Source organism: Staphylococcus gallinarum (assembly GCF_000875895.1).
GTDB classification, from domain to species: Bacteria; Bacillota; Bacilli; order Staphylococcales; family Staphylococcaceae; genus Staphylococcus; species Staphylococcus gallinarum.
On the sequence record NZ_JXCF01000256.1, the window covers coordinates 251218 to 268107 of the forward strand.

12 protein-coding genes are annotated in these 16890 nt (G+C 34.7%); 6 read left to right on the forward strand and 6 right to left on the reverse strand.

What is annotated here, in order from left to right; genetic code table 11:
• Positions 1 to 14: 14 nt before the first annotated feature.
• Together SH09_RS15435 and ppdK are read right to left on the reverse strand one after the other, a co-directional pair.
• Positions 15 to 830, reverse strand: a complete 816-nt coding sequence (locus SH09_RS15435; RefSeq protein WP_042740480.1) for a pyruvate, water dikinase regulatory protein — start codon at positions 828 to 830, stop codon at positions 15 to 17.
• A complete protein-coding gene (gene ppdK, locus SH09_RS15440) occupies positions 823 to 3456 on the reverse strand; it encodes a pyruvate, phosphate dikinase (protein WP_042740481.1) in 2634 nt (877 codons plus the stop codon). Before ppdK ends, SH09_RS15435 begins: the two co-directional genes overlap by 8 nt.
• A 1105-nt stretch (positions 3457 to 4561) precedes the next feature.
• Here ppdK and SH09_RS15445 point away from each other — a divergent pair.
• Positions 4562 to 5959, forward strand: a complete 1398-nt coding sequence (locus SH09_RS15445; protein WP_042740482.1) for an amino acid permease — start codon at positions 4562 to 4564, stop codon at positions 5957 to 5959.
• Between the two features lie 189 nt (positions 5960 to 6148).
• Here the strand turns inward: SH09_RS15445 and SH09_RS15450 are convergent, their stop codons facing one another.
• Positions 6149 to 7228, reverse strand: a complete 1080-nt coding sequence (locus SH09_RS15450) for a CdaR family transcriptional regulator (protein WP_042740483.1) — start codon at positions 7226 to 7228, stop codon at positions 6149 to 6151.
• 132 nt (positions 7229 to 7360) lie between these two features.
• Between SH09_RS15450 and SH09_RS15455 the strand changes: the two genes are divergently transcribed.
• The 5 genes from SH09_RS15455 (at position 7361) to larC (ending at position 12688) form a co-directional block, all read left to right on the forward strand.
• A complete protein-coding gene (locus SH09_RS15455) occupies positions 7361 to 8497 on the forward strand; it encodes a glycerate kinase (protein ID WP_042740484.1) in 1137 nt (378 codons plus the stop codon).
• Between the two features lie 71 nt (positions 8498 to 8568).
• Entirely contained in the window at positions 8569 to 9828 is a 1260-nt protein-coding gene (gene larA, locus SH09_RS15460) for a nickel-dependent lactate racemase (RefSeq protein WP_042740485.1), read from the forward strand.
• A gap of 22 nt (positions 9829 to 9850) precedes the next feature.
• A complete protein-coding gene (gene larE / locus SH09_RS15465; RefSeq protein WP_371130092.1) occupies positions 9851 to 10681 on the forward strand; it encodes an ATP-dependent sacrificial sulfur transferase LarE in 831 nt (276 codons plus the stop codon).
• Positions 10682 to 10703: 22 nt separating this feature from the next.
• The gene (gene larB, locus SH09_RS15470; protein ID WP_042740487.1) at positions 10704 to 11486 is read left to right on the forward strand and encodes a nickel pincer cofactor biosynthesis protein LarB; all 783 of its coding nucleotides are present in this window, start codon (positions 10704 to 10706) and stop codon (positions 11484 to 11486) included.
• Complete coding sequence (gene larC / locus SH09_RS15475) at positions 11480 to 12688, forward strand: nickel pincer cofactor biosynthesis protein LarC (protein WP_042740488.1); 1209 nt, start codon at positions 11480 to 11482, stop codon at positions 12686 to 12688. The genes larB and larC overlap by 7 nt, the downstream gene beginning before the upstream one ends.
• A 133-nt stretch (positions 12689 to 12821) precedes the next feature.
• On the opposite strand, the gene SH09_RS15480 is transcribed toward larC, so the two are convergent.
• The 3 genes from SH09_RS15480 to xylB form a co-directional block, all read right to left on the reverse strand.
• Positions 12822 to 13811 (reverse strand): Gfo/Idh/MocA family protein, encoded by a 990-nt coding sequence (locus SH09_RS15480; protein ID WP_042740489.1) that lies wholly within the window; start codon positions 13809 to 13811, stop codon positions 12822 to 12824.
• Positions 13812 to 13991: 180 nt separating this feature from the next.
• Positions 13992 to 15380 (reverse strand): D-xylose transporter XylE, encoded by a 1389-nt coding sequence (xylE, locus tag SH09_RS15485; RefSeq protein ID WP_042740490.1) that lies wholly within the window; start codon positions 15378 to 15380, stop codon positions 13992 to 13994.
• 18 nt (positions 15381 to 15398) lie between these two features.
• Positions 15399 to 16889 (reverse strand): xylulokinase, encoded by a 1491-nt coding sequence (xylB, locus tag SH09_RS15490; RefSeq protein WP_042740491.1) that lies wholly within the window; start codon positions 16887 to 16889, stop codon positions 15399 to 15401.
• Position 16890 lies beyond the last annotated feature (1 nt).

Consider the following 16890-nt stretch of genomic DNA (forward strand, 5'->3'; position numbering starts at 1 on the left):
AACAAACTATTATTTTATAAAAATTGTTCAATATAAAATGCTGATTCTTCAATAGATTTATATTCTGTATTGATTACCCGAGCATTTAATTTAGCAAAAATTTCTTCTGCATAGAGCAATTCTTCTCTAATTCGCTCGACACTATTATAATTCGTCGGTCCATGTAAACCTAAAACCTTAACACGTTCATTTCTAATATTTAAAATATACTCTGGACTTGTAGTGAGTCCAAAAACCTTTAAATTTTTAAAATTAAATACTTCATCTGGAATCTCTACCTCTGGAACTAACGGAATATTCGCTACTTTATAACCTTTATTGGCTAGATACATACTGAGCGGTGTCTTCGATGTTCTAGACACTCCGACAATCAATGCATCCGCTTCGCCAATAGCTTCATAGTGTTTACCATCATCATATTTCACTGAATATTCGATCGCTGCTATACGTTTAAAATATTGCTCATCTAACTTTCGTAATGCACCACTTTCCAATATTGGATTTGAGTGTGTACGATTTTGAATAATATGAATTAAGTCAGACATATAATCCACATAAGGAATGTGATGTTCTACTGCATAGGATTGGCCTATACGATTAAATTCTGGGTTTACTAAGGTAGTTACAACAATGGCTGCATGTGTGTTTGCCCTTTCTAATATTCGAAGTAATTCCTCTTCACCTTTAATATAAGGGAATTTCTTAATTTCAACTTCTGCAATATCTGGGAATTGTGACAGTGTTGCATGGATCATACGCTGCGCTGTTTCCCCAATTGAATCTGAAATCACAAATATAATGAGCTTACCGTTATTTTGTACGTTAGACATTGATTCTACCGCCTTCAACTTCACTTTGTGCTGTTGATAATAAGGCTCCTGGCACTCTAAAAGGAGAACAAGATACATAATCAATAGACAGCTGATTGAAGTATGCTATTGATTTACTATCTCCACCTAATTCACCACAAACGCCAATTTTAAGCTGTGGATTTACTTCCTTTGCCTGTTGTACAGCTAATTTAATTAATGCCCCAACCCCGTCAATATCTATCGTTTGGAATGGGTCAATCTCTAAGATACCTTGTTCAGTGTATTGGTTGATAAACTTACCTGCATCATCTCTTGAAAAGCCATACGTTAACTGTGTTAAATCATTGGTACCAAAACTGAAAAAGTCACATGTTTTCGCCAATTGATCAGCAATGAGACACGCTCTAGGCGTTTCAATCATTGTTCCAATTAAATACGGTATGGAAACATCAGCCTCATTCTGTAACCGATCGATACACTCAATAATTTGTTGTTTCAATATTTCAAACTCAGCCACTGTGGATACGAGTGGTATCATAATTTCAGGTTTAGTATCTACACCTTGCTGTTTTAACTTTATCGCACTCCCTATAATAGCTTCTACTTGCATAACATATAACTCAGGATACGTTATAGCCAAGCGACATCCTCTATGACCGAGCATCGGGTTGACTTCTTCTAATTGACCGATATATTGTTCAAGTACTGGCACAGTAACGTCAAGTTGATTTGCTACATTCACCTTTTCTTCTTGAGAATGAGGTAAAAATTCATGCAATGGAGGATCTAATAATCTAATAATCGTAGGTCTATCGCCAGATAATTTCAAAATATGCTCAAAGTCTTCACATTGGTAATCACGTATTTTATTGAGTGCTGAAATGCGAGATACCTGACTATCTGCTAAAATAAAACGTCTCATTTCTACTAAACGTTCAGGACCAAAGAACATATGCTCAGTTCTTACCAATCCTATACCTGTGGCACCAAATTGATAACCGACTTCGATATCTTGTGGCGTTTCAGCGTTCATGCGTACATTTAATCTAGCCACCTCTTCTGACCATTGCATAAACTGATTAAATGCTTCGCTACGTTCTGCTTTCATGGTAGCGACCTTTCCTAAATATAAATCACCTTTTGCACCATCCACTGATACAACGTCGCCTTCAAACAATTTACCTCCAGGATAAGAAACCACCTTGTCTTTAATGTTAATTTCTAATTCTGCACAACCAGTGACGCAACATTTTCCCATACCCCGAGCAACAACTGCTGCATGAGATGTCATACCACCATGTGTCGTTACAATTGCTTCACTTGCCACCATACCTTCAATATCTTCCGGCGATGTTTCAGGTCGCATGAGGATTACCTTCTCACCTATTTCAGCTTGGATTTTAGCTTCTTCTGCAGAAAATACAATCTTCCCGCTACTAGCACCTGGACTTGCTGGCAACCCTGACTTTGAAATGACCGTAGCTTCAGCAAGTGCAACTTCATCAAAGTTAGGATGTAACAATTGATCTATTGACTTAACATCGACATTTTGCACAGCAGTTTCTTTAGAAATCACACCTTCATTGACTAAATCAACTGCTATATGAATGGCTGCATTTGCCGTACGTTTACCATTACGTGTTTGCAAAATATATAATTGTTCATTTTCAATTGTAAATTCAATATCTTGCATATCTTTGTAATGCGTTTCTAATTTTTGTGATACCTCTACAAATTGTTGATGAACTTCTGGCATCTGCTCCTTTAATACATTGATATCTAATGGTGTTCTAATACCTGCAACTACATCTTCACCTTGTGCATTCAGTAAATACTCACCAAACAATTTTGCTTCGCCTGTCACAGGATTACGTGTAAAGGCAACACCTGTTCCACTACGCGCACCACTATTACCAAACACCATTTCTTGTATGTTCACTGCTGTACCAATATCATGTGGTATATCATTTAGATTTCTATAGACTCTCGCGCGATGATTGTCCCAAGATTTGAATACTGCCTCAATCGCTTCAGTAAGTTGTTGAGTTGGTTCTTGTGGAAATGGTTTATTTGCCTCATCTAAATAAACATCCTTGTAGTAATCACATATTTCTTGTAAACCTTCGGCAGGGATGTCTGCATCATTTTGATAACCATGTTGAGCTTTATATTGCTCAAAATATGTATCAAATGACGCCATTGGAATATCATAAACAACTTCACCAAACATCTGTAGCAACCTTCTATAACAATCATATGCAAAACGTGCATCATCGGTCTTACGTGCCAACGTCAAAACATTTTCATCATTTAACCCTAAGTTTAAAATTGTATCCATCATACCAGGCATAGAAATTTTTGCGCCACTTCGTACAGAGACTAATAGTAAATCCGAATCTGCAGAAAATGATTTATAAGTTCGCTTTGAGAATGCTGATAATTGGTTATCTAACTCTGATAATAACTCAGCAGATAATTTCGACCCATGTTGTAAATATTCAATACATGCTTCTGTAGTAATCGTAAAACCATCTGGTACAGGTAAACCTATACGTTTCATCTCTGCTAAGTTGGCACCTTTACCTCCAAGTAAATCTTTCATTGATTTTTGACCTTCATCAAATGCATAAATATATTGTGTCATACTAAATCACCTCTAATAGTTAATATGTTATACTAATTTCTATAGAGTATGTCACATTATCAGATGAATAACAACTAAAAAGATGAGTTTTCACACAATAGATTTATTTTTACCGTGACATTTAATTACATAAAAAAACCCAAGTAGTAAGTTACATACTACTTGGGTCGCTTCTATCAGTTCTTCGTCACTTCCTGAATGATCTCAATCATGTATCGTTTCTCAGTTTGAAAATCACCTTATTAAATTAACTTAATTATCGTTTATTTAATTCACTGTAAGCAAGGCTACGCTTAAGTGTTCAATCTATAAAAATGAAATCTTATGTTAAAAACTGATAGTTAAATTAAATGGAAAATAGAGTGAGTTAAATAGATAGAATTCATTTGTGGTCTAAAAATTTTCAGTGTATTGTCATTCGGAAATGACCAGCTAGAGTTAAAAATAACAAATGATAAATCACATATAATCATTAGAATTGGGAAGAAGTGGCAGGTTTGTTATCTTTACAACTCATAACGTTTGAGGAATAAATATTCAGTTCGTACAAAATATCTATTATCAAAATACTAATTTAATTAAATAACTACAATTATAGGAATCATATGCTTACATACTGCATACCTCCTCATAAATCTATAAAATTCAGGAATAAATGCATCTACCCTTGATTGTCATTACTCAACAATTCAATACCGGTATATTATTTGTGCTGATATATGCTATAGAAACGTTTCGTCTTAAAAATATTTATAATTAAATTATAGAATTATTAAGCAATAACTTAATTTAATTATATTTATTGCTAGTAATTTTGTAAAGTGATTTTAGCTTTTATTCTAAATAATCTTTCTATAGTCTAATACGGATATCGAATTATATTTATTTATTGTTTTACAGAATATAAACTGTTAGATTCTCAAAATTCACTATAATACACGTACATTAGTCCTTTATATAATCAAAATTTTCAGTAATTTTTTCATATTATTACATATCAATATTAGATTAATATCTTTAACAAATGATATAATAATTACATTAACTTTCCAAAGGGGTTTATTAAGTTAATAATTATATAAATAAATTAAACAGGAGAATTCTTATGAAAACTGAATTAAAAAGAGATTTATCATCTAGACAGATACAGATGATAGCCTTAGGGGGAACCATAGGGGTTGCATTATTTATGGGAGCTTCAAGTACCATAAAGTGGACTGGTCCATCGGTATTAATTTCATATATGATAGCAGGAATATTTGTATTTTTAATTATGAGAGCGCTTGGAGAAATGGTATATACATATCCGGAGACTGGCTCTTTTGCTAAGTTTGCGACTGAATACATTCACCCTTCGTTTGGATACATAACAGCAAGTAGTAGTATTTTTAACTGGATAGTCGTCGGGATGAGTGAAGTCATTGCAGTCGGCACCTATATGAAATTCTGGTGGCCAGATTTACCAATTTGGATACCAGGGTTAATTGCGGTTATTATATTATTATCGGCCAATTTAATTTCTGTAAAATGGTTTGGTGAATTTGAATTTTGGTTTGCTTTAATCAAAGTAATCACTATCATCTTAATGATTGTAGCTGGTTTAGGTATTATCATTTTTGGTTTTGGAAATGGCTTTAATCCAGTTGGCATCACCAACCTTTGGTCTAATGGCGGTTTCTTCACCAATGGTTTCAGTGGATTCTTCTTCTCACTTTCAATTGTATTTGGTTCTTATGTTGGAATTGAATTAATTGGTACTACAGCTGGAGAAGCCAAAGATCCACAAACAACGATTAAAAAATCAGTCAATAGTGTAGTTTACCGAATACTAATATTTTATATCGGTTCAATATTTATTATTGTTTCAGTTTATCCATGGGATGAAATAAGTTCTCTTGGTTCACCATTTGTATTAACATTTGCCAAAGTTGGAATTACTGCAGCGGCAGCCATTATAAACTTTGTTGTAATTACAGCTGCAATGTCTGGTTGTAATTCAGGCATCTTTAGTACAAGTCGATTATTGTATACACTAGCTGAACAAGACCAAGCGCCACGTATCTTTAAGAAAGTCAACAAGAATGGCGTCCCCCACTACGCAGTCATTGCTGTATGTAGTGGAATCGTTGGCGGCGTAGTATTAAGTATTGTCTTGCCATTAATCTTAGGTAAGGATACGAACCTGTTCGTTTATGTTTACAGTGCAGGTGTAATTCCAGGATTTGTACCATGGTTTGCAATCTTGCTAAGTCATATTGGCTTCCGTAAAAAGGAACAAATAAAAGATCACCCATTTAAGATGCCTTTTGCGCCCTATTCAAACATCATTACAGTTATTATGTTATTAGCGGTCGTAATTGGTATGTTATTCAATCCAGATACACGTATATCTGCATTTATTGGATTAGGTTTTGTCATTTTAAATACGAGTTATATATTGATAAAGACCAAACGTGCTCCAGCAAAACAACCGGAAATAGAAACGACATCACAAGATTTTTAAACCATTTATATCATACTTTAACTGCCGACAATGCTTTATACATGTGTCGGCAGTTTTTTATTTAATCATTGGTTATAGCGAACAAATCTATAACAGCTAAGACACTTTTCATGTTCAACTTATATAAGGTTATTGTAGGAATACATCTATCAGCTGTTAACCTAAGATTATGTATGTATAGTCGACTTATTAACACCACATCGCAAGTTGTAACTTAACAGCATCATTATATATTCTTGGATTAAGTCCAGTGATTTGCTGACATTTTGCTAAACGATACAACAAAGTATTGCGGTGAATATACAAGGCCTTAGCAGTTTGTGCAATATTCAAATTATGCTCGAAAAACGACTGTAAAGTTTCAATCGTTTGATTATCAATATCGGCTAATATTCTTTTTCTATAACGCATTCTAATTTCCTTATTAATTTGATATAACAATGTTTGTGCTTCAACATCTTCAAATGATACAACTGCTCGCTCATGTTCATTTAACATAAATACTAATTCACATTCTTCATATGCTTTTTTAAAATCATTTAAACTCGTAAATACAAGACTAGATGCCATTTCAATGGTTAAATTCAATTGAGTAAACACTTGATATATTTGGGTTGTTTTATCATTTAACTTCGTCTTATCATCATCAGTGATTAAGATGACAATGCGATTATAATTAGTAAATGCGATTACAAACGATTGTCTATTCATTCTCGTAGAAAGCATACGAACGATACTATTTTTTGAAAATATTTGCTTTTCTATATTAATGATAATACATTTCCGTAATGTTAATAATTCTACATTTAATTGTTGTATTAGGTATCTAATAAACGTCTTCGAAGGTTCGCCCTTAAGTAGTTCCTCAATTAGTAACTCTTGACTACGAATATTACCTTCTAATTCATAAGTAAAATAACTTTGTGATAACAATAGCTCTGTAGACATCTTAACTACATCTGCAATTTGTGTTAACTGTGCAGGATTACCTGTTAACCCGATTACGCCCACAATCTCATTTTGAAAAATAATTGGTAAATTGATACCTGGTTGTGTACCTTCTAATTCTTTACACTCTGCCTCAGTTAAAGTAATAGTCTGTTCTAGTTCAATAGCACGTTTCGCTCCATAATGTATCGTCCCTATTCTTTCTTTATTATATGAAGCAAGAATTTCTCCGTTATAGTTCATTATATTAATATTACTGCCTGTGCGATTTACTGTTTCCTCTACAATCAATGCCGCTATTTCCTCAGTTAATATTTCCATGCACTCACAACCTATCATTTATATACAAAATATATGCTTTATATTTGTATATTTTAACTCTATTTTCTGACAATTAAAATCGATACAATAGAATAACAAACAATAGTAAACGTTTTCAAGGAGGGTTTGCATGTGAATATCATACTCGCACCCGATTCATTTAAAGGTAGTATGTCTGCTACCACAGTTACAAAGTTAATGCACAACAGCATCACCTCACTCTATCCTAATGCCACAGTGCAGTCATTACCAATGGGCGACGGTGGTGAAGGAACTATGGAAGCACTTATCAATGCTACCAATGGTCAACTATTTACGGAATCTGTTACTGGACCTATAGGTGAACAGGTACAGGCTACTTATGGTGTATTAGGTGATGGTGAAACTTGTATAGTGGAAATGGCTGAAGCATCTGGACTCAGACACCTCAATGAATCGCAACTCAATGCTTTAGAAACAACAACATATGGTACAGGGGAATTGATATTATCAGCATTAAATAAAGGATACCAACAATTTATATTAGCAATTGGAGGCTCAGCTACAAATGATGCAGGTGCAGGCATGTTACAGGCATTAGGGGCTCAACTCTTAGATGCACAAGGTAATGCAATCTCATTTGGAGGTGGGTCGCTAGCAGATTTAGATTCTATTAATTTATCTACATTCGATAATCGAATTGCTAAAGCATCCTTTATTATCGCTAGTGATGTTAACAATCCATTGGTTGGACCTGAAGGGGCTTCGTTCGTCTTTGGTAAACAAAAAGGGGCTTCGGATACAGAATTACAACTTCTCGATAATAATTTATTACATTTTGCTAATATCGTTGAATCACAGGTAAATATTCATATCCATGATTTCCCTGGTGCGGGGGCAGCAGGTGGTTTGGGTGGTGCTTTTAAAGCCTTTTTCCCGTGTGAATTTCGTAATGGTATAGACGTTGTAATTGAATACAGTAAATTAACTTCCTATTTAGCTGATGCTGATTTAATACTCTCGGGTGAAGGAAAGATTGACCATCAAAGTTTATATGGCAAGACACCCATAGGGGTTGCACGATGCGCACAACGATTTAATGTCCCAGTCATCTTAATTGGAGGCACCGTAGATATTGCTATAGAAAAGCTTCACGAGCACGGCATTCTAAGCGCATTTAGTTTAGTCAATGGACCAAAATCATTGGCTGATACACTCGCTATTTCGGAACAACTTTTACAAGGAATAACCAAAAATATTGTCTCTACCTTTTTCTATTCCAAAACATAGTGCTAATGATAGCTCATAAACATAAATCGCAACGAATTACCCTGTTGTGATAAATAAGGAGGTCATCACCAATGAAAGCCAATATATTATATGGCAAATCTAGTGTCGAATTAGATTTGCCTGATCACACAGTTCGAATAGAACCCACTGACCAACCTGCTCTGAATCAACCTGAACAGGTAATTCAAGAGGCATTAGCATCACCAATAGGCACACCCCCACTATCAACAATGGTTAAATCTAATCAGACAGTAGCAATTGTTATTAGTGATATCACAAGACCTACCCCCAATCATATCCTTGTTCCTTTGATTATGAATTGTCTAAAGCATGTTCCAACAGAAAATTTTGTCATTATTAACGGCACGGGAACTCATAGAGATCAAACCCGAGAAGAACTGATTCAAATGTTGGGCGAAGATATCGTAGACTCAGTAAATATCGTACATAATCATTGTAATGACAAGTCTAGTTTAAAGAAAGTGGGTCATAGTAAATATGGTTGTGATGTATATTTAAATAAAGATTATGTCGAGGCTGACTTTAAAATAGTTACAGGCTTTATCGAACCACATTTTTTCGCCGGTTTCTCAGGTGGCCCTAAGGGAATCATGCCTGGTATTGCTGGTATTGAAACAATAATGACCTTCCATAACGCTAAAATGATTGGAGATATGCGATCCACATGGGGCAATATGGCAGACAATCCAGTACAAGATATGACCCGGGAAATTAATGCAATGTGTAAACCGGATTTCATGCTCAATGTCACTTTAAATAAATCTAAAGATATCACTGCTGTTTTTGCTGGTGAACTATACGAAGCACATGATGTTGGATGTAATTATGCAAAATCACACGCCATGTTTAAATGCCAAGAACGGTTTGATGTAGTGATTGCTTCGAATTCTGGTTATCCTTTAGATCAAAATTTATATCAGACAGTTAAAGGGATGAGCGCTGCACATAAAGTGGTTAAAGAAGGTGGCAGTATTATTATGTTCTCTGAATGCAGTGATGGTTACCCAAACCACGGTAACTTCGCTGAAATTTTAAAAATGGCAGATTCGCCTCAAGGGTTATTGGATATGATAAATGACCCTAAATTCGGAATGCTAGACCAATGGCAAGTACAAAAGCAAGCCGTTATTCAAACATTTGCTGATGTATATCTCTATTCAACACTTACCGCCCAACAAACTACAGATGCTATGTTACATCCAGTAAATGATATTAAGGAAACATTAGCTCAACTGAGAGAAAAATATGGCCCTGATATGACTATTGGTGTTATGCCTTTAGGACCATTGACAATTCCATACGTTGAGTAATTATACTGAGGAGGAAACAATGATGGACCAACAAACAATTATAGAAAAAGACCAAAAGTTAACAGAAATTATAAAGCCACTAGGTACTGTTTTAGTTGCATTTTCAGGTGGAGTAGATAGTAGTTTCGTCTTAAAGAAAGCCATAGATGTCTTAGGTAAGTACAATGTTAAAGGTGTAATCGTTAAATCCGAATTATTCAGAGAGGAAGAATTTAATGCAGCAAGAACATTAGGAAAGTCTTTAAATGTAGAAATTATAGAAACTGAAATTGCAGAATTAGAGGATCCATATATTATTAAAAACACACCTGAAAGTTGGTATCACAGTAAGCGTCTACTGTATGGTGAGCTCGAACGGTTACGTGACTTATATCGCTTTGATTATGTGCTAGATGGGATGATTATGGATGATTTAGCTGACTTTAGACCTGGACTAAAGGCAAGAACCGAATTTAATGTTCGTAGTGTATTACAAGAAGCTACATTATATAAAGATGAAATTCGTAAACTTAGCAAGCAATACCATCTTCCAGTGTGGAACAAGCCAGCACTATGTAGCCTTGCTTCACGTATTCCATATGGTGAGCCATTAACCTTTAGTAAAGTCAATAAAGTGAACGAAGCCGAAAAATATATTGCCAGCCTCGGAATTGAGCATGTCCGTGTTCGATATCATAATAATATTGCACGAGTTGAAGTAGATGACGAAGCGATACAAACAGTTATAACACATAGAAATGAAATTGCCTTACACTTAAAGGAATTTGGTTTCGATTATGTCACAGTTGATTTAGAAGGTTATCGTACAGGTAGTATGAACGAAGTAATCAATACTGATTATCACATATCTTAAATTGCAAAAAGGTGGTCTATAAATGACTGAAAACGAGAAAACTATTGAAGCCCTTTTGACGGCGGTACAGTCTAATACACTCTCCGTAGCATCGGCTATGAAACAATTGAAGCAATATAATGATATTGGTTTTGCAAAGGTTGATTTACATCGCAAACATCGACAAGGATTTCCAGAAGTTATATTCGGTGAAGGAAAAACTGCACAGCAAATAACTGACATCATTCAAACATTATTATCAAATAAAGAAATTATTTTAGTAACAAGAATTGACGCAGATAAAGCGAACCATGTCCTAAATCACTATCCACGACTTGAATATTATGAACAAGCTAAAGTGCTAACAACACCGATTGCATCTATACCTAAATCAACATACAAGGCAGCCATCATCTGTGCTGGAACTTCTGATTTACCTATCGCTGAAGAAGCAGCACTGACTGCTCAAGTCATGGGAACAGAAATTGAACGAGTATATGATGTTGGTGTATCTGGTATCCATCGTTTATTTGATCATATTGAAACCATTCGTAATTGCAAAGTATCTATCGTTATCGCTGGCATGGAAGGTGCATTATCTAGTGTTATTTCAGGCCTAGTAGACCATCCAGTCTATGCCGTACCAACTAGTATCGGCTATGGCGCAAATTTAAATGGTATTACCACATTACTGGCAATGATTAATTCATGTGCACCTGGTACAAGTGTATTAAATATAGATAATGGCTTCGGTGGTGGATATAATGCAGCCATGCTGATCCACATGCTCGAACAAGAACAACAAACGGAGGAATCGCTATGGTGAAATCACTTTATTTAGATTGTCATGCAGGAATTGCAGGTGATATGTTTCTCTCAGCATTGGTGGACTTGGGGGCAGATGCAAACTATATTATCGATCAGTTAAAGTCACTTCCGTTAAATCATTTTGAATTGCACTTTTCTAAAAAGGACAAGAAAGGTATACAAGCGTTGACGTTAGCAATTGATTTCGAAGAAGCGCATCATCATCGTAAAGCAAAAGATATATATCAAATTATTAACAATAGTGACTTACCACAGCGTGTAAAGGAACGCAGTATCAGTGTCTTTGAGGTTATTGCACAAGCTGAAGCAAAAATACACGGCATGGATGTTAATGACGTACATTTCCATGAAGTAGGCGCAATGGATTCAATTATCGATATCATTGGCAGTTGTCTCGCTTTAGAAAGTTTAGCAATTGATAATCTCTATGCCTCTCCTATCCCGACTGGTCATGGAAAAATTAATATTGCTCATGGTATTTATCCCATTCCTGCCCCAGCGACTGCTGAAATATTAACTGGTGTTCCACTTGCACATTTCGATGTTGCTGCAGAATTAACTACACCAACTGGGGCTGGGTTTATCAAAGCGTTGGTAAAGGATATAGGACCTATGCCAAATCTGACAATAAATCGTATCGGCTATGGTGGCGGTAACAAGGACTTTGATTTCCCTAACATTGTGAGAGTAATTGAATTTACAGAAAATAAAGTGTCACTAAATACTACTAATACAACTAAAGATGCTACACCCAATTTCGTTCAACAATTAGAATGTCAAATTGATGATATGACTGCAGAATCACTTGGTTTTCTGCTACAAGCTTTATTCAACAAAGGGGCTTTAGATGTATATTACGCACCTATAATTATGAAAAAAAGTCGCCCAGCTACATTAATTACAATGATCTGTAGAATTGAAGATGCTGCAGAATTTGAAGACTATCTATTACAGCACACTACAACACTAGGCGTGCGCAGTAGCACTATTCAACGCCAAACTCTAGTTCGACAGTTCCAATCACTAACAACAAAATATGGTGTTATTACAGTAAAGCTAGGTTTATTAAACAACCAAATTATTAAAGCGAAACCAGAATTTGAAGATGTTAAACGCGCTGCATTACAGACGAATATACCATTCATGCGTGTTTATCAAGATATTGAAGCTGAAATTCACCAACATATCTTAAACAATTAAATAATGAAAATGAATAAGGTAGTTTACCTCACTATTGAATGTAAGCACATATCTATGATTGATATAGTGTTCATTCGATATTGAAAGTAAACTACCTTAGTTTTATGTTATTAATGATAATTATTGTATTTGATTATGACTTTGAAGGTCCAATTGTTATATTTGCACTGTCTAATGCTGACTCTAGGACTTCAACGACAGCTATACTATGTTCTAATTGACGTTTAGCTAAGACATCATCTTTATCCTGAATCATTTTTATTATTTTTACAAATTCCTCATGCATACGATGTTCAAATTGGTTTAATTGGTAAAGCTGTGTTCCGCCACCAATGTGATTCACTTCAAATGATTGTAATTCGTTCGTTGGACCTTCAATGTGTATCGTTGCCTGATCACCTTGAATATAGGAATGATTATCAGAACTAGAGTCCTTTGCGCCGATACAGACTACTTTTAAATTATCATAATCTAATTGCAAGATACCTGATGTATCTATATTTTTCTCAACATTTGCAAAGTATGCAACACCCTTAGGTTTGCCAAATAACCCCACTGCTAAATGGACATTATAGACATTGATATCCATTAACGCGCCACCACCCATTTCTGGATTAAATGCTGGTTGAATGATATCTTGCTTAAAATTATCATATCTTGAAGAGTATTGAGAATAGTTAAACTGGGCAAGCTTGATATCTCCAATTTCTTGGAGTGTATGTTTCAAGACATCATAATTGCCTAAATAAAGATTCGTGATTGCTTCTGTAATAATCACTTGTTTCGCTTCTGCGAGTTCTTTTAATGTTTCAAGTTCTACCTTGGTAAGTGTAAAAGGCTTTTCACAAATGACATGTTTACCGTGTTCTATCGCTTGCTGTGCATAATAGTAGTGCAAATGATTCGGCACGGCAATATAGACTACCTCTAAATCTTCATCCTCTAAAAATTGAGTATAATTTTCATATACCTCTTTGATATTAAATTGCTTTTGTAATTCATTAACATTTTGTGGATTTCTTCCCGTCGTGACAATACTTTGAAACACAACGTCTGAAACTTGTTCCAATACAGGCAATGCTTCTTTAACAATTTTCCCTGCACCAACAATACCAATATTCATCATTGTTACCCCTTCTTCCCCTTTGAATTTTTAATCAACTTATAAATAAGCATAATCTTTATACAATATTTGTCAATTCATATTATTTTAGTATTTAAAAAGCATAAAAATATGCTTCAGATATAAACGAAGGTTATCATTTATCTGAAGCATACAAATTAATATTTCACTTTATAAAATTTATGATTTCCATATTGCTTCTATTTGCTCTAATGTCTTACCTTTAGTCTCAGGGATAAATTTCCAAATAAATATACCTGATAGTATACTCATTAAAGCATAGAATCCATATGTCATCGTTCCACTGATATCCATCATAAATGGATAAGTAGATGTGATCGTAAAGTTAGCTAACCACTGTACTGCTACTGCAATAGCCATAGCTGAGCTTCTAATTCTATTAGGGAATATTTCAGACAATAACACCCAAATAATCGGTCCCCAACTCATCATAAATGATGCCGTATAGACAACCATAAACACTAACGTAATTACTCCGAAAGCACCATTTGCAGTTAACAGACTCATTCCTATCATACCTATAGCCATCCCTAATGAACCAATCATCAGTAGTGGTTTTCTGCCAAATTTATCAACATATATGATTGCAATGATTGTAAAAATAACATTCACAAGACCCATAACTACTGTTTGTATCATTGATGCGTTACTTCCTGCACCTAAATTTTCAAAGATACGCGGCGCATAATATAATGCAACATTAATACCTATAAATTGTTGGAATATTGATAGTACAATACCAATAATCACTACTGCTTTACCAAAGCTAAATAACGGTGCTTTGACATCCTTTGTCTTATTTTTAGTCGACAATATTTCATTTAATACTGTTTGTGCATGGTTCTTTGAATTATAAATTCTGTTCAACACAGTTAATGCCGCTTCATTTTTATTCATTAATGTCAGATATCGAGGTGTTTCCGGTACTAAAAATAATAACAGAAAGAAAACTACAGCTGGAATTGCTGCGGTCATAAACATGTAGCGCCAACCAACATGATCTATCCACGCTTGGCTTTGACCAAACGTTATGCCATAATTCACAAAATAAACCACTAACATACCAAAAATAATTGCAAATTGATTCCAAGATACTAATGTACCTCGGATAGAAGATGGTGAAATTTCACTGATATACATTGGAGAAATCGCAGACGCTAATCCAACACCAATTCCACCTAATATACGATAAAAATTAAACGTCAATAATAATCCTAAACTGGCTTGTCCTGGTTCGAAAAATATAAATTCTGGGTAACCTGACAATAATGCAGAGATAATAAACAGTATCGCTGCAATTTGTAACGATCGTTTTCTGCCAAATCGACTAGAAAAATACGAAGATAAAAACCCTCCTATTACGCATCCAATGAGCGCACTAGATACTGTCATTCCATGAATAAAACTACCATATTGAGCTGTTAAATAACGTTGCAACGATTGTTCAGCACCTGATATCACTGCCGTATCATACCCAAATAACAAACCACCTAATGTAGCAATTAGTGCAATTGTAAAAATAAATTTCTTATTATTATAAGATGACATGCTCCCATCCCCTTAACACTACTTAAATTGAACTAACTTTTTCGACAATGCTTGTGTATTCTCATAAACTTCTGTATATACGTTATAAATGTCTTTATACACTTGAACGTCTGCTTTATTACTTGATATGGAATCATTGTATGCAATCCAAGCAGCGCTAAGTTCTTTGAAAGAATCAAACCAGCCCACTCCCATCGCAGCTAACATTGCCGCACCATATGCTGGACCTTGTTCTTCTGTTCTCGTAGTGATGTCAGTATCAAAAATATCCGCCTGTATTTGCAACCATGTCTTATTTTTTGCACCGCCACCGATTGATACAATTTCTCTACTATCATGTACATCATTTTTGATAATTTCCAAACTATCTTTTATTGAAAAAGTTACACCTTCTAACACCGCTCTTTTCATATCTGCCATAGTTGTATTCGCATCTAATCCTATAAAACTGCCTCTTACTGAAGAATCATTATAAGGTGTACGTTCTCCTAATAAATAGGGTGTATATAACAGTCCATTTGAACCTTTCTGAGATGATGTGATTTCCTTTAAAAAATGATCAAAGTTTTCTTTACTATTCAATACATTTTTCAACCATTCCAAACTATAACCTGCAGATAAAGTAACACCCATTATGTACTTTTGTTCTGGTACACAATGATGGAAGTAATGTACCTTACCGTCATTTTCATAAGTCTTATCATTTTGAATAGCTAATGCAACTCCAGATGTACCAATACTTACTAAACGCTTTTGTGCATCAGTAATACCTGCACCTAAAGCACCGCAAGCATTATCTGCACCACCTTGATAAACCTTTATATCACCATTTACATTTAGTTTTTGCATAATCGATTCTTTTATCGCACCATTATAGCCATGTGAAGGTATGATGTCAGGACAGATGTGTGGGTTTATTTCTAATTTATCTAATATGGTTGTAGACCATTGACCCTTTTTGACATTAAACATTATTGTTCCAGATGCATCTGATGGTTCCGTGAAAATATTGCCAGTTAATTTATAAGCAACATAATCTTTAGGTAACATAAATCGATCTATTTGTTGATAATGCCCTGGTTCATTATTTTTCAACCATATAAGTTTAGGTAAAGTAAATCCTTCTAAAACTGTGTTTTGCGTTTCTTTTAATAGTAGCGATAAACCTAACTCAGATTTTATCCATTCGACTTCTTTATGCGTTCTAGTGTCATTCCATAAAATAGCCGGTCTAATCACTTCACCTTGCTTATCGACTACCACTAAACCATGCATTTGCCCTGAAAAACTAAGTCCTGCTATTTCAGAGGACTTATATTTTCCAAAGACATAGGCTAAGCTTTCCAAAGCAGCTTCATACCAAATATTCGGATTTATTTCGCTATATCCTGTGTGTGGATGTTCGGTCTTATATTCAACACTATAACTATCGATTACTTGTCCATACTCATCAACTACAATTGTCTTCAATCCACTCGTACCAATATCCATACCAATGACATTGTTCATC

Bases quoted from the DNA above. Each gene is read 5' to 3' on its own strand.
- SH09_RS15435 (WP_042740480.1), bottom strand. From the start codon at position 830: ATGTCTAACGTACAAAATAACGGTAAGCTCATTATATTTGTGATTTCA.
- ppdK (WP_042740481.1), bottom strand. From the start codon at position 3,456: ATGACACAATATATTTATGCATTTGATGAAGGTCAAAAATCAATGAAA.
- SH09_RS15445 (WP_042740482.1), top strand. From the start codon at position 4,562: ATGAAAACTGAATTAAAAAGAGATTTATCATCTAGACAGATACAGATG.
- SH09_RS15450 (WP_042740483.1), bottom strand. From the start codon at position 7,228: ATGGAAATATTAACTGAGGAAATAGCGGCATTGATTGTAGAGGAAACA.
- larA (WP_042740485.1), top strand. From the start codon at position 8,569: ATGAAAGCCAATATATTATATGGCAAATCTAGTGTCGAATTAGATTTG.
- larE (WP_371130092.1), top strand. From the start codon at position 9,851: ATGGACCAACAAACAATTATAGAAAAAGACCAAAAGTTAACAGAAATT.
- larB (WP_042740487.1), top strand. From the start codon at position 10,704: ATGACTGAAAACGAGAAAACTATTGAAGCCCTTTTGACGGCGGTACAG.
- larC (WP_042740488.1), top strand. From the start codon at position 11,480: ATGGTGAAATCACTTTATTTAGATTGTCATGCAGGAATTGCAGGTGAT.
- SH09_RS15480 (WP_042740489.1), bottom strand. From the start codon at position 13,811: ATGAATATTGGTATTGTTGGTGCAGGGAAAATTGTTAAAGAAGCATTG.
- xylE (WP_042740490.1), bottom strand. From the start codon at position 15,380: ATGTCATCTTATAATAATAAGAAATTTATTTTTACAATTGCACTAATT.
- xylB (WP_042740491.1), bottom strand. From the start codon at position 16,889: ATGAACAATGTCATTGGTATGGATATTGGTACGAGTGGATTGAAGACA.